This window comes from Vibrio profundi, from assembly GCF_043642225.1.
Classification (GTDB): Bacteria; Pseudomonadota; Gammaproteobacteria; order Enterobacterales; family Vibrionaceae; genus Vibrio; species Vibrio profundi_A.
The window spans coordinates 1-22,501 of record NZ_JBHZSF010000011.1 but is presented as its reverse complement, the minus strand read 5'-3'; the positions used below and the strand labels follow the sequence as shown (position 1 = coordinate 22,501).

Below are 22,501 nucleotides of genomic sequence, written 5' to 3'. Positions count from 1 at the left end.
TTTAGACTGATGTGTTTTTCATTTAGAATCCCCACTCTGACTTGTCTAATAAAAAATTGGAACATCCTTTTGCACGCTAACATCCATATCCCAGAAGATTTTCTCAAAAATATCGAAGAAACCATGCCTAAGCATTTAGACATGGAATCATTTATCGCAGCTTGTAAAAGACCTCTTCGTAAGAGTATCCGTGTTAACACCTTAAAGATTAGCGTCAAAGAACTCCTTATTAGGGCCGAGCAGAAAGGCTGGGCGCTAGAACCTGTACCATGGTGTGAAACTGGCTTCTGGATTAACGCAGATGAAAGCATCATTCCATTAGGAAACACCGCTGAACATATGGCAGGCCTCTTTTATATCCAAGAAGCAAGTTCAATGATGCCAGTATCGGCTTTATTTATGAACGAAGATAAATTCAATTCAGTTCTCGATACTGCGGCTGCTCCAGGCTCCAAGACCACGCAAATAGCGGCCAAAATGAATAACGAAGGCGTTTTAGTTGCTAATGAATATGCCGCTAGCCGAGTCAAAGTACTCCACGCCAACATTGAACGTTGTGGTGTTCGAAATGCAGCATTGAGTAACTTTGATGGACGAGTCTTCGGTGGTTGGTTACCTGAACAATTTGACGCCGTATTGCTTGACGCTCCTTGTTCTGGAGAAGGCATTATTCGAAAGGATGCCGACGCCATGAAGAATTGGAGTAGAGAGTCTGTTATCGATATCGCGGCAACTCAAAAAGACCTGATCGAAAGTGCTTTTCATGCACTAAAAAAGAACGGCACTTTAGTTTACTCCACCTGTACACTGAACTTAGAAGAAAACCAGCAAGTTTGTCATCACCTTAAAGAGACATTTGGTGATGCTGTCGAATTCGAACGACTAGACTCATTGTTTGAAAATGCAGATCAAGCGATCACAGAAGAAGGTTTTCTTCATATTTACCCTCAGGTTTTTGACTGTGAAGGATTTTTCGTTGCTAGAATCCGTAAGTTGGCCTCTGTAACGCCACCTGAAGTGAAAAAACGAATGGGCAAGTTTCCTTTTGAAAAAGCGTCCAAAAAGATTCTAGAAGAAATTAGAAGTGAACTTCATGCAACTCTAGATATTTCTCTACCGGATGATTCTCAAATCTGGTTACGTGATAAAGATGTATGGCTATTTCCTGCAGCTTTAGAGCCAATGATTGGGGAATTACGCTTTTCAAGAATGGGAATCAAGATCGCAGAGACTCATAAAAAAGGCTATAGATGGCAGCATCAAGTCGCCACTGCTCTTGCGACCGGACAAGAGAAACATTGCGTTCAACTTTCAATTGACGATGCGCGTGAGTGGTTTATGGGAAGAGATGTTCGCCCTGAAAATCAATCAGGAAAAGGCGAAGTTTTAGTGAAGCTAGAAAATGATGTAATTGGGCTGGGGAAATGGGTTGGAAACCGAGTTAAAAATGGCTTACCCAGAGAGCTAGTTAAAGACAAAAATTTATTCTAAATATTACCTTGGCTCAGCTCTATTTAAGTTTTCCTAGATAGAGCTGGCTATGCCTAACACCTGTACTACACTTACTGAAACAGCGCGTTTTATAAAGCATTCTGGTTGGATTTAGCAAACAATTAAGTCAACAGTCCAAACTTACATTTTAAGTTAGCGCAGGCTCTTTAGGAGCCATTTCCCCTAGGCCCAAAACATGAACGTTTCGGGCCTCTTTTTGTATAGGGCACTATTCGATAAGTGCCCTACCAAAATTATTCAGCGATACGAATACCATCTTTCTCAATCGTGATTTTGCCTTGCTTGTACAAACCACCAATTGTTTTCTTAAAGGTACCCTTACTCGTTCTGAACGCAGAGAAAATAGCCTCTGGTGTTGATTTATCATTGAGTGGTAAGAAACCACCTTTCTTTTCGAGCAAATCGATAATCTTAGTACTAAGGTCATCCATTTTAGCGATGCCCACTTTTTGAAGAGACAAATCAATTTTGCCATCTTCACGAATGTTCTTGATAAAGCCTTTTAAGGTTTTGCCAATAAACAGCTTACCAATAACATCCGAAGGGAAAATCATTCCCCAGTGTTCTCCATTTACAATCGCTTTATAACCAAGCTGGCTTCGCTCAGCGATGATAAGTTCTACTTGCTGATTTGGCTTATAGTTAGCAGGTGTGTTATCTAGCCATTTGTTAAATTTAGTCGTACCAACGATACGACCAGACGCTTTATCTGTGTATACATACACTAAGATGCTTTGACCTTCATGCAAACGACCACGCTGCTCACTAAAAGGAATCAATAGATCTTTTCCTTTCACGCCCCAACCAACAAATGCACCGATACTGTTCACGCCTTCTACAGTCATCAAGCCCCACTCGCCTACTTTAGCAATTGGTGTCTCAGTGGTTGCTGCGATTTGGTTATCAGAATCGATATACAAAAATACTTCTAGAGTTTGACCAATTTCAGTCCCTTCAGGAGTAAATCGTTTAGGCAGCATTACCGTTCCAAATTCACCTGCATCAAGGAATACACCGAAATCTGCTTGTTTTACTACTTCTAGGCTGTTTATTTGACCAACATTAATCATCAAAATTGTCTCTCATTAAATTTGGCGGAGATTATACGTGATCTCTGTTATGCTTTCGCTAGTTTCAATTAATATTTTTCATTATCTAGGAGCTTTAGTTGATCACCGTAGATAAACAGGATGCAATAACTCTAAAAATTAACCATGCCATGGCGAAAACCAAAAAGCTGGACATGGATGTATATCTTTTTATTCCCGGCGAACTTGGACTCTCACCTGAAGTTTTATCTGAAAGTGAATTTTACTATAGCTCTATTACGCAAAAACGCGCTTACTACAGTGACAAAACGCTGTTACCGCTAGTTCACAGCCGACTCGCAAAACGTGGTCGCCTTTCTATTACACAGTATCGTGTTAGTTTGAGTTTGTTCGCATACCAATATGTAATAGCGCTAGATAAAGCAGTTAGTGGCTTGAATAAAACACCTGGTGACAACGTCACTGCAGACGAAGTAGACGAAGTCATCGAACTCGCTTTAGATATCTTAAAGCGTCTAAGGCGTAGTATTCCGTATGAAGAGAACCTAAAGCGCTACTACGCAAATATTGATAACTACTTGTCTTGGTACACTGAACAGAAATTTCTTTCACTTGTCGCTCACCTCCCTCGCGGTGAGGAATATTCGACCATCAAAGAACGCTTAACGACCTTATGTGAAAAAGAAACGGCCCATAGAAAATTAAATCACTATAACTCTAAGCAAGTTCGCGATGACGTAACACGCTTGAGCAACAAAATGCGATTGCTAAGGCGTTTAATTGAACACCCAATCGTTCTTAAAGAAAAAACCACATCGATGGGTAAAAATATCAAGCGCGCCGTCAAAGGTATTGCGACTGGTTTAGTCATGGTATTCGTGACCACTACCGTTATTTTAGCCCGAGACTTCTTAGGAGAAATTACCGCTTCATTCATTGTCGCGATGTCTTTTATCTATGCTCTGCGCGAGATCTTTAAAGATGACCTTCGAGATATTCTCTGGCGTTGGATTCGAAAAGGTAAGCCGAAATGGAAGCGTCGCTACTATGATCCGACGACCAACAAATCTGTTGGACATAAACTAGAGTGGCTTGATTACTCTAGTTTTTCAAAATTAGCGGATAAAATTCAACTGATCAGAAAAAAGCGCGTAGTACAAAGAGAAGAACAAGTGCTTCATTACCGCTCGCACACTGAAATGTCGACGTCTACCTTCATGAGTGGCTATGAAGAAACGCGTGAAACCGTGTCGATCAGCTTACGAGCACTTACCCGCTTGATGGATAAGGGTTCAAATAAAATTTATAGGTTGAATGAAGGTCAAGTTAGCAGAGAATCCGTCGAAAAACGCCATCTGCTCAATTTAATCATCAAAGAAGATAACCATGATTCAGAACCAAATTACTACCGTTATAAGATAGTAATGAGCCGTTCGAAAATTGTTGATATCGAAGAAATCGACCAAGACTCTTAATAATAAAGGCGGTATTCGATACCGCCTTTATTGTTTATGCCACTTTTTTGATGGATAACGTCAAAGAAAATTCAGCCATTGCTTCTTCACCATGTAAGCTTGGACAAGTAGCAATAATAGTAACGTCTTGATTAATACGTTCGCCCGTTTCAAGCGTTGACTCAAGCATGTTATCAATCACACCTCCATCAACACACTTAAAGTGGACATCTGCTTCGGGCCTTTTGAAAAACTCACCTTTAACGCCTTTAAACGCTAAAGATATTTTCTCCCCTTGCTGCTCCGCCTTATTCATTGCCAGAAACCCACCTGCAACATCGGCCCCGACTGCCAATACACCAAAATACATGCTATTTAAGTGGTTCTTGGTACGTCTTTTTAAAGGGATTTTCACCTCGACTTCTTTGTCATCCAGCTTTAAAATTTTCGGTCGGCACAGCCAAATAAATGGGACTTTGAAAAAACCGAACAAGGAAAGGTAAAGGTTAGCTTTTTGAAGAGGAGATAACATGAATCTGGCCTAAAGTTGCAAGTAGTCAGACCAGTTAATTATGTTCACGGCGAGTTGTCAAAAAAATGTTACAAAAAAGAGATACTAACCGGGTCAGTATCTCCACTATTACGAACTACATTACAGTTACGCCGTAACTACAGTATCTACATTCTCTAGATCCGAAATATACCCTTGAAGCTTAGGATAACCGGATAAACCTTGAGTAACTAAAAGTACTGGCTTTTTAGTATGTTGAGCAGCTTTAACCATCATATCAACTAACGTAATCACAGATTCATTTTGAGGATCAAATTGATACTGTTGCTGTTCATTCTGTTTATCTACGCCCAACGCAAACTGAGCCAAGTTATCAACATTGACCACGACACCATCAAAATAGTGCAGCAAGCGTTCCGCCAACAATACCGACGAAGGAACATCACATGAGAATAAAACTTTTAGCCCGTTCAAGCCGCGAGGCAAAGCTTGCTCAGCAAGTAAATCAATAATTTTAGCCGCATCACTTAACATACGAACGAAAGGAACTACGACTTCAATATTCAAGCCTTGCTCACGCAACGTTTTGATCACTACGCACTCTAAAGCAAAAGCATGGCTGTATGCTTCAGTCGCATACAAGGACACGCCTCGTAAGCCCAAAGCTGGGTTCACTTCACTTTCAACGTTTGATCCACCGATCAATGAGTTATACGCGTAACTGTCTGCGCCACTCAGACAAACTCTAATCGTTTTATGAGTTGGAGAAATCGTCCCTTGAATCGCTGACACTAAAGTATCAACAAAATGCTCTGAGGCCGTTTTACCGTTTAAGATTGCTTCTAGTGAGGACTTGTCGAGTTCTGAAAGGGAGTCCAAATGATTTTCGATACTAGGGTGATAGAAGATACGCTCCATCACTAGTTCAGAAAGAGAAACATAAAGGTGGTCTGAATTATTATTATCATCGTAAGACGGTAAGACATCACCAAGCACTAATTCTGGGTGAAGATCGCCTTGATTTTCTTGGGTCATTGCTGCTCCAGCGATTTTTATGTTGTGTGATTCGAAAATACCGAGTGAAGCTAACGAATACAAGCACTAATCATACTTTTAGAGTCAACCAACTGATAAAATAGCCATTATTGTATTAATGATAGATAAGATTGACGTTAAGGAGTTTATTCCTAAGTGCAATTCCGTTATCTTTACTGCTTCGCAATAGAAATAAAAGCTATCACATGCCATTAAAAACTGATGAGTTGAGAACACAAGCCTTAGGGCCAATGCCAACTCCTGCCGAATTAGGCTCTGCACATCCCATTACAGATGATGTTGCTGAACGTATTGCAACGTCTCGTCGTCAAATTGAAGATATTCTAACAGGTCGTGATAACCGATTACTGGTTATTGTTGGCCCTTGTTCAGTACACGATACTGATGCCGCGCTCGATTACGCTGAGCGCCTAAGTAAGATTCAAGAACAATACAATGATGAGTTGTTCGTGGTAATGAGAACTTACTTTGAAAAACCTCGCACTGTTGTTGGTTGGAAAGGCCTAATCACAGACCCTAACCTAGACGGCTCGTATGCGCTTGAAGCAGGTTTAAACAAAGCACGTAAACTGTTGTTAGATATTAATAAACTTGGTCTAGCTACTGCTACCGAGTTTTTAGATATGATCACAGGTCAATACATCGCCGATCTAATCACATGGGGCGCTATTGGCGCTCGTACAACAGAATCACAAATTCACCGTGAAATGGCCTCAGCCCTTTCTTGCCCAGTCGGTTTCAAAAACGCGACAAATGGCAATGTGAAGATCGCCATCGATGCGATCCGTGCTTCTCAAGCGTCTCACTACTTCTACTCTCCGGACAAAAACGGCAGAATGACGGTATACCGTACATCTGGTAACCCATACGGGCACGTTATTTTACGTGGTGGAGACAAGGGTCCAAACTTCGATGCTGACTCAGTAAATGATGCCTGTGAACAACTGGCACAGTTCGACTTGCCACAACGTTTAGTCGTTGATTTCAGTCACGCTAACTGCCAGAAACAACACCGTAAGCAGCTTGAAGTGGCTGAAGATATTGCAGTACAAATCAAGTCCGGCAAAAACCAAATTGCAGGAATTATGGCTGAAAGCTTTATCGAAGAAGGCAATCAACCAATGACTGACATAAACAACCTTGAATATGGCAAGTCCATCACTGACCCATGCTTAAGCTGGGGTGATACAGCTAAGATGCTAGAAATCTTGGCGAATGCTATTAAAGAACGCAATTTAGATTAAGGAACATAGAACAATGCCTTCATTTGACATTATTTCTGAAATCGATACGGTTGAAGTGCGCAACGCCGTTGACAACGCTAATCGTGAACTCGCTACACGTTTTGATTTCCGTGGTGTTGAAGCTAGCTTCGAGTACAAAGACGAAGCCGTAAAGCTTTCTGCAGAACATGATTTTCAACTTAATCAACTTCGCGATATTCTCCGTGGTAATCTAACTAAACGTGGTGTGGATGTTAGTGCAATGGAGTCACAAAATGCCGATCAGTCAGGTAAATTCTGGCACCAAAACATCATTTTCAAACAAGGCATTGAAACGCCTGTAGCGAAGAAGATTGTTAAGCTGATTAAAGACAATAAAATCAAAGTGCAAGCTTCAATTCAAGGTGAGAAAGTTCGCGTAACCGGTAAGAAGCGCGATGACCTGCAAGCGGTAATGGCTTTAGTTCGCAACGGTGAACTAGGACAGCCTTTCCAGTTTGAAAACTTCCGCGATTAACGTAGCAAGTTTCAAGTAAATAAAAGGCCTCTATAATAGAGGCCTTTTTTAATATTCTGACGATACAGTAAGTCGCAGGTCATTTCCGATAAGTAAATTGAACGATGAGTCACCGGGTGGTACAAAGATACACACACGCAAGCTTTCGTTTTTCGCCTTTTCCAATAATGTAGACAGTTCACCACTGCCCTTATAAGTATCACGCTCAGCATCACGTCGGCATAGGTCAATAAAGGAAAACGGGCATTGCTCTGGATATAAAACAAATTCCGCTTCTTGCATTAGCCTTAACGCTTTAATTGATAGCAGCTCAACATCAGCGCCAAAATCTATCCAAGTCACTCTAGCCTTACTATCAATCCCCTGTTCCAACGCCTTTTGGTAAAGCGATTCTAACGTTTCCCTGTCTTGTGCTTGTTCCACCTCAGGTGAAGACAAGTAGCTTTCCCAGAATTTACGCCTTTCATCTACTGTTAAGAAATAATCTTTAATTGAGTTTCGTTTAGACGCACCAAAGTCTGCTAGTAACGATAAGTTTTGGGGAAGCGCAGTTTCAAGCTTTTCGCGAATGTTTCTAACTAGTACCGGAGAAGAGCCACCGCTGGAAACAGCAATTTGTATACGGCCTCTATTTATCATAGACGGTGTAATAAAATCACAATATGGTAAGTCATCTACGACATTAACGAGAATACCCAATTTTTTTGCATCTCTATGAACTTGATGATTAAGCTCTGGGTTGTCTGTCGTCGCCCAAACTTGCAAATAATCAGGAGAGATAAGTTGCGAAGAATAGAAGTTCTGAATCCAGTGTAATTTCTTATCATCTATAAGTGTTTTCAAGTAAGGTTCGACCTTAGGTGAAACAAGAGTTACTGCAGCTCCCGCACGTAACAATGAATCTACCTTTCTACATGCGACCTCACCGCCTCCAACAACTAATATTGGTTTGTTTTCAATATCTAAAAACAGTGGAAAATAACGCATTTTCTTCCTTGAGTCTGATAAATAACTATTCACTCATGCTACCAAATTTGGAGCATATTAATAACACCCAAAGACCATTTAAAACAATTAACGACCAAATTTTAAACTAATTGAAGACCATAACTTCAATCGATTATTACCAAAACAGACTAATCGCCTGATCTATTGATAAATTTAAAATCTAAATCCTGTTGCACCAACAATGTGATCTTTTGCACTATTTACATTCAGTTAACATTTAGTCATTCTAATTGTGTTCGGATTTGTGATTTCACTCAAAAATCTTTTTAAATTATATGTTTGTGAAACTCTAAATCCTTTCCTAATCTTATAAACGGTTGTTTCAAATTACTTCAGGATTCGTAATTTCAAACGCTTAGATATAGTAAACACAACTTAATTGAGCACGTGTATCAGGTGTCACCTGGTTTAACATTGATCATACAGGAAGGATACAAATGACAAATAAACTAACACTTCTTGCTTCAGTAGTAGCTGCATCAACTGCAATGATGGCAACATCAGCATCGGCAGCAGAAAGCACTCTGGACAAAGTTACATCTCAAGGCTTTTTAACTTGTGGTGTAAGTACGGGGCTTCCAGGGTTCTCTAACCCTAACTCAAAAGGTGAATGGGAAGGAATTGATGTTGAGTATTGTCAAGCTCTTGCTGCTGCAGTACTTGGTGATAAATCAAAAGTAAAATATGTACCATTAACAGCAAAAGAACGTTTCACTGCACTTCAATCGGGTGAGATTGACGTACTTTCACGTAACACAACTTGGACACTTCACCGTGATACAGCCCTTGGTCTAAACTTTGTGGGCGTTAACTATTACGATGGCCAAGGCTTCATGGTTAAGAAAGATCTTGGTCTTAAGAGTGCTAAAGAACTGGATGGCGCATCTGTATGTGTTCAATCTGGTACAACAACAGAGCTAAACCTTGCGGACTACTTCCGTAATAGTGGTATGTCATACAAGCCAGTTGTATTTGATACAGCAGCTCAAACCTCTAAAGGTTTCGATGCAGGTCGTTGTGACGTGCTAACAACAGACCAATCTGGTCTATATGCGCTTCGCCTGAACTTGAAAGATCCTTCATCTGCACAAGTACTTCCTGAAATCATTTCTAAAGAACCACTTGGTCCAGTTGTTCGCCAAGATGACGACAAATGGTTCAACGTTGCTAAGTGGACGCTATCTGCAATGATCAATGCGGAAGAGTACGGTATCTCATCTAAAAATGCAGAGGAAATGCTTAAATCTAAAGATCCAAATATTAAGCGTATTCTTGGTGTAGACGGTCCTAAAGGTAAAGGCTTAGGCATCCGCGATGATTGGGGCTACCAAGTGATCAAGCAAGTGGGTAACTACGGAGAAAGCTTCGAGCGTACTGTTGGTACAGGCTCTCCACTACAAATTTCTCGTGGTGTAAACGCACTATGGAATGCGGGCGGCTTTATGTACGCTCCACCTATCCGTTAATAAAAAATCAGTATCAAATTAGGGCGGAGCTTTCCGCCCTATTTATTAAATGGATTTGAGGTTATAGCAGTATGAAACCTAATGAAACTCTTTCTCCATCTCAGGAAAAGCCACAAGCTAAGAGTGCCAACCTTCTTTACAACCCTACCTTTCGATCGGTCGTTTTCCAGCTTATTGCAGTTGGAGCACTCGGCGCTTTCATTTACACCATTGTAAATAACGCACTCACAAATTTGGATGCCCGTGGTATTGCCACTGGTTTTGACTTTTTAACTCAAGAAGCTGGCTTTGGTATTGGCCTTACTCTTGTCGAATACGATGAAACCTATTCTTACGGTAGAACCTTTGTCATCGGCTTATTGAATACCGCTTTGGTATCGGTGCTAGGTATAATCCTTGCGACCGTTGTCGGCTTTACTATGGGTATTGCGCGTCTATCTTCTAACTGGTTAGTTAGCCGATTCGCCGCTGTATACATTGAAATATTCCGAAACATCCCTCTTCTACTACAAATCTTTTTCTGGTATTTCGCAGTACTACAAGCACTCCCTTCTACTCGTCAGAGTATGAGCTTAGGTGAAGCTATTTTCTTAAATGTGCGTGGTTTATATTTCCCTGCACCTATTTTCGAACAAGGTAGCAGCATTGTTATCGCGGCGTTTATAGCAGGCATCATCGCTACCATCATCATCAACATTTGGGCCAACAACAAACAAAAGCTAACTGGCCAACAAACCCCTATGGGACGTATCGCTTTAGCTCTAATAGTAGGTTTACCTTTAGTAACTTACTTTATTATGGGCATGCCGATTTCAGCTGAATACCCTGAGCTAAAAGGGTTCAACTTCAAAGGTGGTATCAGCATTATTCCAGAGTTAGCGGCTCTAATGTTGGCGTTAAGTATCTATACCGCATCATTTATCGCCGAGATCGTTCGTTCGGGTATCAACGCCGTGAGTCACGGACAAACAGAGGCTGCAATGTCTCTAGGTATTCCACGCTCGCGAACTCTTAAGCTTGTAATCATTCCTCAAGCATTAAGAATCATTATTCCACCACTAACTAGCCAATTCTTGAATTTAACTAAGAACTCTTCGCTTGCTATGGCGATTGGTTACCCTGACCTAGTTTCTGTATTTGCTGGTACAACCTTAAACCAAACGGGACAAGCGATTGAAATCATTGCGATGACGATGGGAGTTTACTTAACCCTAAGTTTGCTTACTTCTGCATTGATGAACGTTTATAACCGTAAAGTAGCTTTGGTGGAGAGATAAGATGAGTGTACATCAATTTCAACCTGATCTTCCGCCACCGGCTAATACGGTAGGTTTGGTAGGTTGGCTAAGAAAAAACCTATTCAATGGCCCAGTAAACAGCGTTGTGACTGTAGTTTTAGGCTATTTTGCACTGTCTTTGGTATGGACTGTCCTAGATTGGGCATTTATCAACGCAGACTGGATTGGAACCACACGCGATGCATGTACTAGCGATGGTGCTTGTTGGGTATTTATCAGCGTGCGCTGGGAACAGTTTATGTATGGCTTCTATCCAGAAGCAGAGCTGTGGCGCCCTCGCCTATTTTACTTCACCTTAGCTATTTTCGTTGGCTTACTCGCTTACGAAAGAACACCGAAACGTACTTGGATTTGGCTGTTCTTCGTGAATATTTACCCGTTCCTGATCGCAGGCTTACTCTATGGTGGCGTCTTTGGACTTGAAGTTGTGGAAACCCATAAATGGGGCGGCTTACTGGTCACACTAATCATCGCGCTTGTTGGTATCGTGGTATCGTTACCGATTGGTGTCGCGCTTGCTTTAGGTCGACGTTCAGAGATGCCAATCATACGTAGTATGTGTACGGTTTACATCGAAATTTGGCGTGGCGTTCCGCTTATCACGGTACTGTTCATGGCATCGGTAATGCTCCCTCTTTTCCTTACCGAAGGATCAGAGACAGACAAATTAATCCGTGCCCTAATTGGTGTTGTACTCTTTAGTGCGGCATACATGGCAGAAGTAGTTCGTGGTGGCTTACAAGCAATACCAAAAGGCCAATACGAAGCCGCAGATGCTCTAGGGTTAACCTATTGGAAGAAGATGGGACTAATCATTCTTCCTCAAGCTTTAAAAATTACAATTCCTTCAATCGTAAACACCTTTATTGGGTTGTTTAAAGATACAAGTCTGGTTCTCATCATCGGTATGTTCGATGTACTGGGTATCGGACAAGCAGCGAACACCGACCCTGAGTGGTTAGGTTTTGCAACAGAAAGTTATGTATTTGTCGCGTTAGTGTTCTGGGTGTTCTGTTTTGGCATGTCGAGATACTCGATTTGGCTAGAAAACAAACTTCACACCGGTCACAAACGATAATTAAGAAGATCAAGGACGTATTATGACGCAGCAACAAGACAATAATTCACAAGAACTCATGATCGAATTGAAGGACATGAATAAATGGTATGGCGAATTCCACGTACTAAAAAATATCAATCTTGAAGTTAAAAAAGGCGAAAAAATTGTAATTTGTGGTCCTTCAGGTTCAGGTAAATCAACCATGATTCGCTGTATTAACCGTTTAGAAGAGCACCAAAAAGGCCATATTTTCGTGTCGGGTAATGAGCTGACTGAAGATCTCAAGAATATCGAAGCGGTAAGACGTGAAGTGGGCATGTGTTTCCAACACTTTAACCTTTTCCCTCACCTTACTGTTTTAGAAAACTGCACATTGGCTCCTATTTGGGTGAAGAAAATGCCTAAAGAAGAAGCGGAAGCAATTGCAATGAAATATCTTGAAAGGGTTAAAATCCCAGATCAAGCCGACAAATTCCCGGGGCAATTGTCTGGTGGCCAGCAACAACGTGTAGCTATCGCTCGTTCCCTTTGCATGAGCCCACAAGTCATGCTATTTGATGAACCAACTTCAGCACTCGATCCAGAAATGGTTCGTGAAGTACTGGATGTAATGGTAGAGCTTGCTGAAGAAGGTATGACCATGCTTTGTGTTACGCATGAAATGGGCTTCGCGAAAGAAGTTGCCGACAGGGTGATCTTTATGGATGCGGGGGAAATCATTGAGGAAAATAATCCTGTAGATTTCTTTGAAAATCCACAATCAGATCGTACTCAGAACTTCCTAAGCCAAATTTTACATCACTAATATGTTGTAAATGTTATATCGAAAGGCGGCTTAGGTCGCCTTTTTGTTTATAATGTCGAAAGCAGTAACATTGTGTTACACCTTCAAAAACACTTAACCAGTTATTTTGATTATTATTTTATTTACTCATAGGGAATGAAAGACTTGATTTTCTGAACTTTCAGCCCCATAAATGAACTAATAACTATGAAGTCACCTTACGAGGAAGATTATGAACAGCCCTATGTTTACTCGCACAGCAACTAAAGAAAGTGCTTTGCAAACCAATAAAGTATTGCGTAACACCTACGCTCTACTTTCTATGACACTACTTTGGTCTGCTGTTGTAGCAGGCGTATCTATGGCGATGAACTTACCTCGTCCTGGTATTATCATCATGCTAGTTGGCTTCTACGGCCTACTTTTCTTAACTGAGAAAAACCGTGACAACAGCATGGGCCTAGTCTTTACATTCCTGTTCACGGGTTTCCTAGGCTACACAATCGGTCCAATCTTAAATATGTATGTGGGCGCAGGTATGGGTGACGTCATCCTAACTGCTCTTGGTGGTACAGCACTGGCGTTCATGGGCGCATCAGCTTACGCTCTGACAACTAAGCGTGACCTGTCATTCCTTAACGGTATGCTATTAGCTGGTTTCGTTGTTCTGCTTGTGGGTATGGTTGCGAATATCTTCCTGCAAATGCCTCTACTATCTTTGGCAATGAGCGGCATGTTCATCTTGTTCTCGACTGGTGTTATCTTACTTACAACGCAAAACATCATCCGTGGTGGTGAAACAAACTACATCTCAGCGACTGTTAGCCTATACGTATCTATCTACAACATTTTCATCAGCCTACTAAGCATCCTAGGCATCATGAATAGCGACGACTAATATTTAGCCAGTCACAAAAATACAAGCCCAAGAGTTAACCTCTTGGGCTTTTTTATTCCCGCTGAACCAATAATACTTGGGAAAAGCGCACACGCTCATGTACCCTAAAGATAAAAGTTACAATGTTTAATGGACAATCGCATGTTTGAATATCAAGGCAATCAAATAGAAACCGACGCACAGGGCTACCTACTCGATCACACACAATGGGAAGAAGGAATGATCCAAATCCTAGCTGACGATGAAGGTATCGAGTTAACTGAAGCTCACCTTGAAGTAGTCCATTTCGTGCGTGATTTCTACGAAGAGTTCAACACCTCTCCAGCAGTCCGTATGTTAGTCAAAGCAATGGAAAAGGCACATGGCCCTGAAAAAGGTAACAGTAAATACCTTTTTAAATTATTCAAAAAAGGGCCAGCAAAACAGGCAACAAAACTTGCAGGCTTACCAAAGCCAGCAAAGTGTCTGTAAGCGGTAGTCGCCTACCTATCTATAACTTGTTTAATCTGAAATACTGTAGCGGCTTGGCTCTACAGTATTTCAAATTCAGAAGTCGTTGATTCCAAGCTATCTCCTAACTCTCTAACATTCTCTACCAAAGCGGTCTTAGGCCCAGTTTCAAGCCACTTCCCTAGAAGAATAACTTTTTCTTCTTCGCCATTAGCTAACACCTCCACGTCGCCATTGGATAAGTTTTTAGCATAACCAGTTATTCCAAGTTTCACGGCTTGCTCTCTAGTAAAGTAACGAAAGCCCACCCCTTGTACGATCCCAGAAACGATGTAGAGTTTGCATTTATGTTTCATAACATTGCCTCTAAATTCTCATAAATGATATAGTTATTAAGATCTATTCAAAAATACACTATGTGAAAGCAATACACTGAGAGCAATAATTATGAAAGAAATGCCGTTTCGATGGATTGACAAGTATCTCATTCACCTAAAAATCCAAGAAAAGTTTTACTTACTTTTCCTCCTCCCACTCATCGCCTTAATAATCCTTACTCTCGTTTTAGATAGTGCAGCTGACTCTCTACTTGCACATTTATATCAAGATGAGCTTCAACTCATGAAAAGCTTAATCGAAGCTGGCGATTTAACTCGTGAACAAGTCGCGAATTTGCTAAGAAACTCCGATACGATTTCTATCGGTTCTGGTGCTGGTTCTATTTCTGTAATGAATGGAGCATTTAGCCTAGTCGCAACTCATGATCAAGACCTGTGGACATCTCTGACGACAACTCAAGTCACTATTATTGCTGTGACATTGTCACTGATAGCTTTAGGTGTTTACTACATCATGACGTTCATCGGCGGTGCAATGTTTGCTATGAACAAGTCATTAAATACACTTGCAAGTGGTGATCTCACAAGCCGCATGAACTACTTCCCTGTTAGAGACGAGTTCAGCGAAATCGCAATTACTATTGATAAAGTGGCTGAGCGTGAACAACAAATGGTGCTTTCTATCCAAGAGTCCGTCGCTTTGATGCAACAAATCAGTTCAGATTTAAACCTCTCTACACAACAAAGCTCTGAAATTTCGAACACTCAACAGGAGCATTTGAACGGTTTGGCGAGCGCAACAGAGCAAATGGCAGCAACAATTAGAGAAGTGGCTAACCTTGCTCATGAATCAAGCTCCCAAACTATGGATGCACGTGGCGTGGCTCAAAGTGGTCAAGTTAAGGTATCTAACACCCTGAATTCTATTTCCAATCTCTCAAATGAAATTCAATCTGCTTCTCAGGCAGTTGAAGAATTAGATGCAAATGCTGCTCAGATTGATGAAGTTGTAACAACCATCAACGCAATCTCAGAACAAACTAATTTACTTGCGTTAAACGCGGCGATTGAGGCTGCACGTGCGGGAGAGCAAGGTCGCGGTTTTGCGGTGGTAGCAGACGAAGTTCGAGCTTTGGCAGGACGTACGCAGCAAGCAACTGTTGAAATTCAAACCATGATCGAAGCTTTGCAACGCAACAGCCAGTCACTGACCAAGCTAATGGAAGTGACCGTAACTAACGCTAACGAAGGTCAAAACTTAATGGCTGAAGTGAACGTTGAGATTGGCTCTTTAGCAGAGAAAAACCAAACTATCTCTGACAGTAGTACACAAATTGCAACTGCAGCTGAAGAACAAGGCGTGGTAGCTGACAACATCGCACACAGCGTAGAAGAAATTCGAAATCAATCCAATAACGTTTGCGAAATGATCAGCATGACAAATAACAACGTCGATCAGTTACGTAAACAAAGTGATTCTATGGAAGGTCTATTAACTGGCCTAAAAGCGTAACTTACTTTACTTAACAAAAGGGCTGCAATCGCAGCCCTTTTTCATATTTGCTTTTCATCGACGCATCCACGACAATACAGCCCCTTCGAAGACAATTAAAAGATCTAACTATGACTCCAGCAATTTATCTAGCTAAAGGCCGAGACAAATCATTGCGCCGTAAGCACCCTTGGGTATTCTCTCGCGGCATCGACAAAGTTGAGGGCGAGCCAAAACAAGGTGAAACTGTCGATGTTTATGCTCAAAATGGCAAATGGCTAGCTAAAGCTGCTTATTCACCTTCATCTCAAATCAGAGCTCGTGTTTGGAGCTTTGAAAAAGAAGAAATTGACCTAAATTTCTTTATCAAACGTATTGAGAATGCTCAGCTCCTTCGTGAAGATATTATTGAGCGTGATGGTCTTACAGGTTATCGCCTAATTGCAGCTGAGTCAGATGGCCTTCCGGGAATAACTATAGATAAATATCAAGATTACTTGGTATGCCAACTGTTAAGCGCTGGTGCTGAGCTAAACAAACCAACTCTAGTCAAAGCACTTGTTCATTGTTTTCCTAACTGCCATGTCTATGAACGCTCTGATGTGGCTGTTCGTAAAAAGGAAGGACTAGAGCAAGCTGTTGGCGTACTTCATGGCGAAGAGCCTCCAAAATCCGTTGTGATTGAAGAAAATGGCGTAAAGATTAGTGTTGATATCGTTGAAGGCCACAAAACTGGCTTTTATCTCGATCAACGTGATAGCCGTAAGGAAGCAATGAAATACGTAAATGGAAAAGACGTATTAAACTGTTTCTCTTACACCGGTGGTTTTGGTTTATACGCGCTTAAAGGCAACGCAAAACGAGTTATCAATGCAGACGTATCGCAACCAGCACTTGATACCGCTAAACATAATGCCGAAATCAACCAGTTCGACATCTCTAAAAAGCGTGCTGTTTTCTTAAACGCAGACGTATTCAAGTTACTTCGCGAGTATCGAGACCAAGGTACGAAATTTGATGTGGTTATCATGGACCCGCCAAAATTCGTCTCGAGCAAAAACAACCTAACCTCTGGAGCTAACGGTTATAAAGACATTAACATGTTAGCAATGCAAATTTTGAAGCCTGGTGGCACGCTGTTGACTTACTCATGTTCTGGTTTAATGGGAACAGACTTATTCCAAAAAATCATCGCAGATGCAGCACTTGATGCTGGACGTAGTGTGAAGTTTGTAGAACGCTTTGAACAAGCAGCTGACCATTTAACGGACACAGCTTACCCAGAAGGTTTTTATCTAAAAGGCTTTGCTTGTAAAGTGCTTTAATTGTTTACTCCTTCTCCATGCACAAAAATGAAAAAGGGCCTTTCGGCCCTTTTTGTATAAACTAATCTTAGTCTGGTAGATTAATCATCAACGTGTTAACCAGGTTTGTGAGTTCTGCCCCTTCATAAACATTATCACCTCCAGCCAAACCACTTAAGTTAGTAGCCTGATCTTCTAACACGATTTTCTGTGTACCTTGGTCATTTGTCACTACAATTTCGACATCATTACCTTTAATCTCAGCTGTCAGGTGACCTAACAGTTCTTCCATAGTGTTATCGTCGTGTAGAAGTTCTGACAAATCGATGTGGTCTTTTCCAACTTCAAAGTCAGTAATAATATCTTCGTGATTGCTCAAAGGCTCATCTAACCACTTAAAGATATCGTCCCCTTCGTCACCGGTGAGAATATCACTGCCTTGACCACCGATTAAGATATCGTTACCTTCTCCGCCATAGATAGTGTCATCACCCGCACCGCCTAACAAAATATCATCGCCATCAGCGCCAAGCAGGACATCATTTCCAGCGTGACCCAGAATAATATCGTCACCGTCTGTACCTTGGTACTGATCATCTCCAGTTGATGCATTAAATGAAGACGTCGGTGCAATATTAACTTCACCATTAGGACTAAGATTCAAAGTAACAAGCTGTTGTGATTGAACGCCATCAGTGTCTTCAACGGTAACAAGAATTTCAAATGCTACTGCTTTTCCTGCCTCTATAGGCTGACTTTCACTTGAAGGCTGGAAGTAATAAGAACCATCTTGACCGATACGGAACTCGCCGTATCCAGTATCAACAACTAATTCATTACCAACGCTGTCTTTGGTAAATGAAAGACCTGTTGGAAGATTGACTATTGTGCCATCAGAATCAACTTTTTGAATTACTGAAGCTTTTGAATCGTCAATCATAACAGCAACCGCATCCAAACCAGAAAGCGCTAACAATAGCGAACCAGCGATACCAATAGTAGGACGTAACTTCGGAAGCTCAGTAGTTATCAATGAGTCAGGAATGTAAACAACTTTCCCGTTACTACCTGCGACTTCATTAAGCCCGTTAGCTGGAACGTTATTCGCGTTCCCCACGCCGACTGCGGTCACATCTTTATCGGCAATGAAACTATCCCAGTCAGTATTAATGTCACTATCCCAACCGCCGTTGTTTCTACCGTCACTCAAGAAGTAAACAACACCATTTACATCATCAGGGTTCATTGATGAAACTGGCGCAGAGTTATAACCATCGATTGCTGCTTCAGCTGCATCTTCATAATCAGTACCACCCTCAGCATCAAAGATTCCATTGTAACCGTAATCATCAACACCGTTTTTAGCAGTAGTCAGGATTGCAATGGCTTCATCTACTGTTTTCCAAGCGGTACTAGATGCATCTGAATCAAAATCAATCAATTGCACCAATACGTCTTGGCTACCTTCTTGAGAAGCAACATTTTGTAGAAGACTAATGGAAGCATCTAAGACATATTCAATTCGCATGTCCGAAAGCCCACTAGGGGTGCTAGCCATACTTCCAGAGGAGTCGATAATCAAAGAAATAAGTGTAGTAGGAACACTCCCACCTTGATCTGCCATCACATCATTGGTTTCAGCTACGTTGACACTTGTACTAGCAGTCGTATTGTTAGCATCCACAGCAACGACTTCTATATCGAGGTCTAGATTCTCTCCAGACGCACCTGTAACAACAAGGTTGTTATAGTCGATATGTTGTGTCGATTCCCCAACAATATCAATGACCCAGACGGATTCGTTATTTACCGTCACAAAGCCACCAATAACAGTTCCGGTGTCTTTATCAACGATTTCAGCAGATTCCGGAAGCCCAGTTATCTTAATTTCGTCCAAATATTCACTACCGTCAGTATCCGCTACCGTCGCAGTAACAGATAAGGCAACCTCTTGGACAACATTGAATGTTCCGTCTTCATTAAGCTCAACAATGGCATCTGCGAATATCAAACGCTCGATTTGGTATAGCTTGTCGCCAGTGCTGCCATATTCTGGCGTATCACGATTTAAACTATCTACAATCGTCCAATCGTGTAACGTTGTCGTATCACCAACGAAGGTTAGGTCATACTCAGAAAAGTTGCCTTCATAGACTGCGGTGTCAACAGCATCATCAGAATCAAGAGAACCTGTACCGCCAGTGATATGGTCATCGCCATCGCGACCAACGAAGATATCAGAACCTGTACCACCAGGATCGGTATTGGCATCACCAATCAAACTGTCACCGGACGCAACATCAGCACCAACTATCAGATCATTTCCAACAGTTCCGGTCGCTTGCCCGTATTTATTCAATACTGTATGTCCGAGCTCCGAATAATCACTTTGTGTAAACGTAGTATTGGCATTAGCGTTAACCAACTTACTATGTAAAGCATCGCTAATCGTTACGTTCGAAGCCTCACCGAATACCGCAGTTACATTCGGCGCATCTGCTACAGCATTAACCACAAGTGTCGAGGTACCAGTACTAGTATGAACGCCATCAGACACAGACACTGTAAACGGAACACTATCAAAGTGTTTGTCGGTTGCTGGTGTAAACTCTGCCGCAGTAACCTTGCCTTCAGCATCTGTCGTCAATTGAATCGAACCATAAGATGGGGCAACAGTAACGTCGGTAATATAAGTTTCGTCTCCGTCAGGATCGACGATGCTCAAAGTATCTAAAGACAAACTAACGGTCTTGTCTTCATCTGACGCAGTAAATTGAGAGTCATTAACAATAGGAGCACGATTAGTCGAAGCCTGAGTGCTAGACGTTGTAATGGTAATTACACCATCGTCAGTTCCTTTATCGCTGTCAATTGCCGTATATGAAATGTCTTCTGAGACAATCGCATCAACGACTTCAACACCTTGAAGAGTAATGTTTGAGTTAGATACGGTCGATTCGTCACTATGAACTGTATAAACTCGAATTTCATCGAAACCACTATCTAGCTGAATGTTCGCAGTAAATTCACCTGTAGTGTCATAGACAGCAGAATTCGTGTCATGGTCGAATACATATGGATCATCACCAACTTGAACACCATCTTTAAATAGTAAAACTTGAATCTCGGCGTCAGCTTCATGGTAATCCGCATAATGTGCCCAAACACTGCCAAAGTCTATATTAACCTCGGTAACCGTTACGTCAGCGCCGCTGCCTGAACCGACGTTAGAAAAATCAACAGATATATAGTCCTTAGTTGAAACGTCTAATTCACTATCTCCGACACCTAGCCCTGTCTCACCGACTACGTCATCATAATGGAGTGTTTCAGGTGTTAGGTGACTCGAAGAATCTGGCTTATCACCATCAAAACGCCCGCCAGATATTACAACACCGCTATCGAGGCTGTAAGTCGTCTGGCTTCCATCTATATTCGCAAAATCTTCTGAAGCGTTAAAAGACAAATCTGAGTTAACAGTCGAGTCAAGCTCATACACAATCTGTGAGTCTTCCTCTAAAACGGTGTTTTCGTCGACCAACGTACGTGTATTACCCTCGACGACATATAGATCACCAAATTCAGGTAGCTCACTAACGGTAACTTTAATGCCTTTTGAATCAGTACTACTAGCGTCATCTTCAGTATCACTAATATGAGGCTCAAATGTGAATTGAGCTGATTGCTCTGTTCCGAGATCAATTGAGAAGTCTGATGCGACCGGAGCTTCGTTAGTAAACAACGAGTCCGTACTGCTAAACTCACTACCTGCTGGTTGGTTCGGATAAACCAACTCGGCCACAATATTCAATTGACCGTCAGAAACAACGCCTGGGTTGACATCAAATGAGAGAGTTCCAGAGTCAATATCAGCCTGAGTAATAACTTTAGTCTCTACTACTTGACCTTCAACAGCAACTGACAGAGTCGCACCAATAACAACACCGACAGGAAGAGAAACATCATATGATACAACCGAGCGATCACTGTTGATAATGTCATCTTCGTCACGGTCTAGAATTACTGTTGGTGCAAATAGTTCGTCAAATGTCTTAGTTACGTCGGTAAATTCAAAGCTTTCAAATTCAATAAACGTATTAACATCACCATTGCTTTCGGTGATAGACACGGACCCGTCGGCATTAAGAACGACAACTGAAGAATCCAACGTAAAGTCGAAGACCGCTTTGTCTGTACCTGAACCACCATCAACCACTAGTCTATCGTCAGTATCATCTAACGTCGCATTAAACTGGTCATCACCCGCTCCCAATAGAACAAAGTCATCACTCGCTTCTTGCTGTGCTGGATCGAAATCACCATGGTAATAATGAACAGTATTAGATGAACTGCTTGTATTACCGTAGTCATCAACTTGCTTAGCTGTGAAAAACTCATTGTCATTAATCCCAGTATTAGACAAATTCGATATATCTGTACTCCAACTTCCATCGTTTCCAACAATAATCGGCGCTACGTTAACCGGGTTCTGATCTTCATCGAATAGGATAATCGTTGAACCTGGTTCGCCAGTACCGCGAAGCGTAACTATTGAATAATCGCTACCAGAAGAATCATCAGAAATATTAATAATGGCAGGTGCTTCTGGAATTTCAGTAAAGACAAAGTAAGGTTCAGTGCTCGTTGCGATGAAGTTATTTCCTGCCGCATCCGTCCCAGAAACAGTCGCTGTAATGCTAGCGGGGTTACCCATCACTAGGTTCGAGCCTTCAGTAACAAACTTATAAGTATTGTCAGCAAGTACTACTGTTGAACCGATAAGTATTTTATCCACTCCAGTTCCAACGTAAATATGAACAAAGTCACCAGTTGTGGCGTCCCCATCAACTTTGCCCGTTATCTCAATATCAGAGGTAGATTCCTCTGAATTCAAAATCCCGTCACCAGTAATTATATCAATATCTATTTGAGCCCCTGCGACCGTATCGATGGTCACTTCAAGCTCGGTCGACGTCGCGCTATTACCCGCATCGTCCGTTACTTTCACGCTCAAGTCGTAAGTGCCGTCTTCCAGCTCCGCGCTCGGCGTGAAGCTCCAAGTGCCGTCTTGCTCTTCGGTC

Annotated in this window: 18 protein-coding genes; 12 read left to right on the top strand and 6 right to left on the bottom strand. The window is 41.7% G+C overall.

Features of this window, described 5'->3' with window-relative positions; translation table 11 throughout:
• Positions 1-69 precede the first annotated feature (69 nt).
• Positions 70-1,491, top strand: coding sequence for a 16S rRNA (cytosine(1407)-C(5))-methyltransferase RsmF (rsmF, locus tag ACHUFI_RS15915; RefSeq protein ID WP_394250852.1), 1,422 nt, complete (start codon positions 70-72; stop codon positions 1,489-1,491).
• Between the two features lie 254 nt (positions 1,492-1,745).
• On the opposite strand, the gene ACHUFI_RS15910 is transcribed toward rsmF, so the two are convergent.
• Complete coding sequence (locus tag ACHUFI_RS15910) at positions 1,746-2,582, bottom strand: CvfB family protein (protein WP_394251101.1); 837 nt, start codon at positions 2,580-2,582, stop codon at positions 1,746-1,748.
• A gap of 98 nt (positions 2,583-2,680) precedes the next feature.
• On the opposite strand from ACHUFI_RS15910, the gene ACHUFI_RS15905 reads away from it, so the two are divergent.
• Positions 2,681-4,036, top strand: a complete 1,356-nt coding sequence (locus tag ACHUFI_RS15905; protein ID WP_394250850.1) for a hypothetical protein — start codon at positions 2,681-2,683, stop codon at positions 4,034-4,036.
• A gap of 34 nt (positions 4,037-4,070) precedes the next feature.
• Here ACHUFI_RS15905 and ACHUFI_RS15900 read toward each other — a convergent pair whose 3' ends face one another.
• Positions 4,071-4,547 carry a PaaI family thioesterase gene (locus tag ACHUFI_RS15900; RefSeq protein ID WP_394250848.1) on the bottom strand — a complete coding sequence of 159 codons (477 nt, stop codon included), beginning with the start codon at positions 4,545-4,547 and terminating at the stop codon, positions 4,071-4,073.
• Positions 4,548-4,673: 126 nt separating this feature from the next.
• Complete coding sequence (locus ACHUFI_RS15895) at positions 4,674-5,561, bottom strand: putative PEP-binding protein (protein ID WP_394250846.1); 888 nt, start codon at positions 5,559-5,561, stop codon at positions 4,674-4,676.
• A 206-nt stretch (positions 5,562-5,767) separates the two neighbouring features.
• Between ACHUFI_RS15895 and ACHUFI_RS15890 the strand changes: the two genes are divergently transcribed.
• A complete protein-coding gene (locus tag ACHUFI_RS15890) occupies positions 5,768-6,826 on the top strand; it encodes a 3-deoxy-7-phosphoheptulonate synthase (protein ID WP_394250844.1) in 1,059 nt (352 codons plus the stop codon).
• 13 nt (positions 6,827-6,839) lie between these two features.
• Positions 6,840-7,322, top strand: a complete 483-nt coding sequence (locus ACHUFI_RS15885; protein WP_394250842.1) for a YajQ family cyclic di-GMP-binding protein — start codon at positions 6,840-6,842, stop codon at positions 7,320-7,322.
• Positions 7,323-7,370: 48 nt separating this feature from the next.
• Here ACHUFI_RS15885 and ACHUFI_RS15880 read toward each other — a convergent pair whose 3' ends face one another.
• A complete protein-coding gene (locus ACHUFI_RS15880) occupies positions 7,371-8,309 on the bottom strand; it encodes a precorrin-2 dehydrogenase/sirohydrochlorin ferrochelatase family protein (protein ID WP_394250840.1) in 939 nt (312 codons plus the stop codon).
• A gap of 458 nt (positions 8,310-8,767) precedes the next feature.
• On the opposite strand from ACHUFI_RS15880, the gene ACHUFI_RS15875 reads away from it, so the two are divergent.
• The 6 genes from ACHUFI_RS15875 to ACHUFI_RS15850 all read left to right on the top strand — a co-directional run bounded on the left by ACHUFI_RS15875 (position 8,768) and on the right by ACHUFI_RS15850 (position 14,307).
• The gene (locus ACHUFI_RS15875) at positions 8,768-9,796 is read left to right on the top strand and encodes an amino acid ABC transporter substrate-binding protein (RefSeq protein WP_394250838.1); all 1,029 of its coding nucleotides are present in this window, start codon (positions 8,768-8,770) and stop codon (positions 9,794-9,796) included.
• A gap of 71 nt (positions 9,797-9,867) precedes the next feature.
• Positions 9,868-11,073 carry an amino acid ABC transporter permease gene (locus ACHUFI_RS15870; protein WP_394250836.1) on the top strand — a complete coding sequence of 402 codons (1,206 nt, stop codon included), beginning with the start codon at positions 9,868-9,870 and terminating at the stop codon, positions 11,071-11,073.
• 1 nt (position 11,074) lies between these two features.
• Positions 11,075-12,172, top strand: a complete 1,098-nt coding sequence (locus tag ACHUFI_RS15865; RefSeq protein WP_394250834.1) for an amino acid ABC transporter permease — start codon at positions 11,075-11,077, stop codon at positions 12,170-12,172.
• Positions 12,173-12,194: 22 nt separating this feature from the next.
• Positions 12,195-12,959, top strand: a complete 765-nt coding sequence (locus ACHUFI_RS15860) for an amino acid ABC transporter ATP-binding protein (protein ID WP_394250832.1) — start codon at positions 12,195-12,197, stop codon at positions 12,957-12,959.
• Between the two features lie 211 nt (positions 12,960-13,170).
• Entirely contained in the window at positions 13,171-13,836 is a 666-nt protein-coding gene (locus tag ACHUFI_RS15855) for a Bax inhibitor-1/YccA family protein (protein ID WP_394250830.1), read from the top strand.
• 141 nt (positions 13,837-13,977) lie between these two features.
• On the top strand, positions 13,978-14,307 hold the full coding sequence (locus ACHUFI_RS15850; RefSeq protein ID WP_394250828.1) for a TusE/DsrC/DsvC family sulfur relay protein: 330 nt from the start codon (positions 13,978-13,980) through the stop codon (positions 14,305-14,307).
• A 59-nt stretch (positions 14,308-14,366) separates the two neighbouring features.
• On the opposite strand, the gene yccX is transcribed toward ACHUFI_RS15850, so the two are convergent.
• Positions 14,367-14,642, bottom strand: coding sequence for an acylphosphatase (gene yccX / locus ACHUFI_RS15845; RefSeq protein ID WP_394250826.1), 276 nt, complete (start codon positions 14,640-14,642; stop codon positions 14,367-14,369).
• 91 nt (positions 14,643-14,733) lie between these two features.
• Between yccX and ACHUFI_RS15840 the strand changes: the two genes are divergently transcribed.
• Together ACHUFI_RS15840 and ACHUFI_RS15835 are read left to right on the top strand one after the other, a co-directional pair.
• The gene (locus tag ACHUFI_RS15840; protein WP_394250824.1) at positions 14,734-16,137 is read left to right on the top strand and encodes a methyl-accepting chemotaxis protein; all 1,404 of its coding nucleotides are present in this window, start codon (positions 14,734-14,736) and stop codon (positions 16,135-16,137) included.
• Between the two features lie 110 nt (positions 16,138-16,247).
• Complete coding sequence (locus ACHUFI_RS15835) at positions 16,248-17,441, top strand: class I SAM-dependent methyltransferase (protein ID WP_394250822.1); 1,194 nt, start codon at positions 16,248-16,250, stop codon at positions 17,439-17,441.
• A gap of 67 nt (positions 17,442-17,508) precedes the next feature.
• On the opposite strand, the gene ACHUFI_RS15830 is transcribed toward ACHUFI_RS15835, so the two are convergent.
• Positions 17,509-22,501, bottom strand: a 4,993-nt coding sequence (locus ACHUFI_RS15830) for an Ig-like domain-containing protein (protein ID WP_394250820.1), incomplete at its 5' end; no start/stop codon positions are given.

What these genes read in the sequence shown, in the direction of transcription:
- ACHUFI_RS15890 (WP_394250844.1), top strand. Translation starts at nt 5,768, where the DNA reads ATGCCATTAAAAACTGATGAGTTGAGAACACAAGCCTTAGGGCCAATG.
- ACHUFI_RS15885 (WP_394250842.1), top strand. Translation starts at nt 6,840, where the DNA reads ATGCCTTCATTTGACATTATTTCTGAAATCGATACGGTTGAAGTGCGC.
- ACHUFI_RS15870 (WP_394250836.1), top strand. Translation starts at nt 9,868, where the DNA reads ATGAAACCTAATGAAACTCTTTCTCCATCTCAGGAAAAGCCACAAGCT.
- ACHUFI_RS15900 (WP_394250848.1), bottom strand. Translation starts at nt 4,547, where the DNA reads ATGTTATCTCCTCTTCAAAAAGCTAACCTTTACCTTTCCTTGTTCGGT.
- yccX (WP_394250826.1), bottom strand. Translation starts at nt 14,642, where the DNA reads ATGAAACATAAATGCAAACTCTACATCGTTTCTGGGATCGTACAAGGG.
- ACHUFI_RS15910 (WP_394251101.1), bottom strand. Translation starts at nt 2,582, where the DNA reads ATGATTAATGTTGGTCAAATAAACAGCCTAGAAGTAGTAAAACAAGCA.
- ACHUFI_RS15850 (WP_394250828.1), top strand. Translation starts at nt 13,978, where the DNA reads ATGTTTGAATATCAAGGCAATCAAATAGAAACCGACGCACAGGGCTAC.
- ACHUFI_RS15895 (WP_394250846.1), bottom strand. Translation starts at nt 5,561, where the DNA reads ATGACCCAAGAAAATCAAGGCGATCTTCACCCAGAATTAGTGCTTGGT.
- ACHUFI_RS15875 (WP_394250838.1), top strand. Translation starts at nt 8,768, where the DNA reads ATGACAAATAAACTAACACTTCTTGCTTCAGTAGTAGCTGCATCAACT.
- ACHUFI_RS15840 (WP_394250824.1), top strand. Translation starts at nt 14,734, where the DNA reads ATGAAAGAAATGCCGTTTCGATGGATTGACAAGTATCTCATTCACCTA.
- ACHUFI_RS15855 (WP_394250830.1), top strand. Translation starts at nt 13,171, where the DNA reads ATGAACAGCCCTATGTTTACTCGCACAGCAACTAAAGAAAGTGCTTTG.
- ACHUFI_RS15860 (WP_394250832.1), top strand. Translation starts at nt 12,195, where the DNA reads ATGACGCAGCAACAAGACAATAATTCACAAGAACTCATGATCGAATTG.
- ACHUFI_RS15865 (WP_394250834.1), top strand. Translation starts at nt 11,075, where the DNA reads ATGAGTGTACATCAATTTCAACCTGATCTTCCGCCACCGGCTAATACG.
- ACHUFI_RS15880 (WP_394250840.1), bottom strand. Translation starts at nt 8,309, where the DNA reads ATGCGTTATTTTCCACTGTTTTTAGATATTGAAAACAAACCAATATTA.
- ACHUFI_RS15835 (WP_394250822.1), top strand. Translation starts at nt 16,248, where the DNA reads ATGACTCCAGCAATTTATCTAGCTAAAGGCCGAGACAAATCATTGCGC.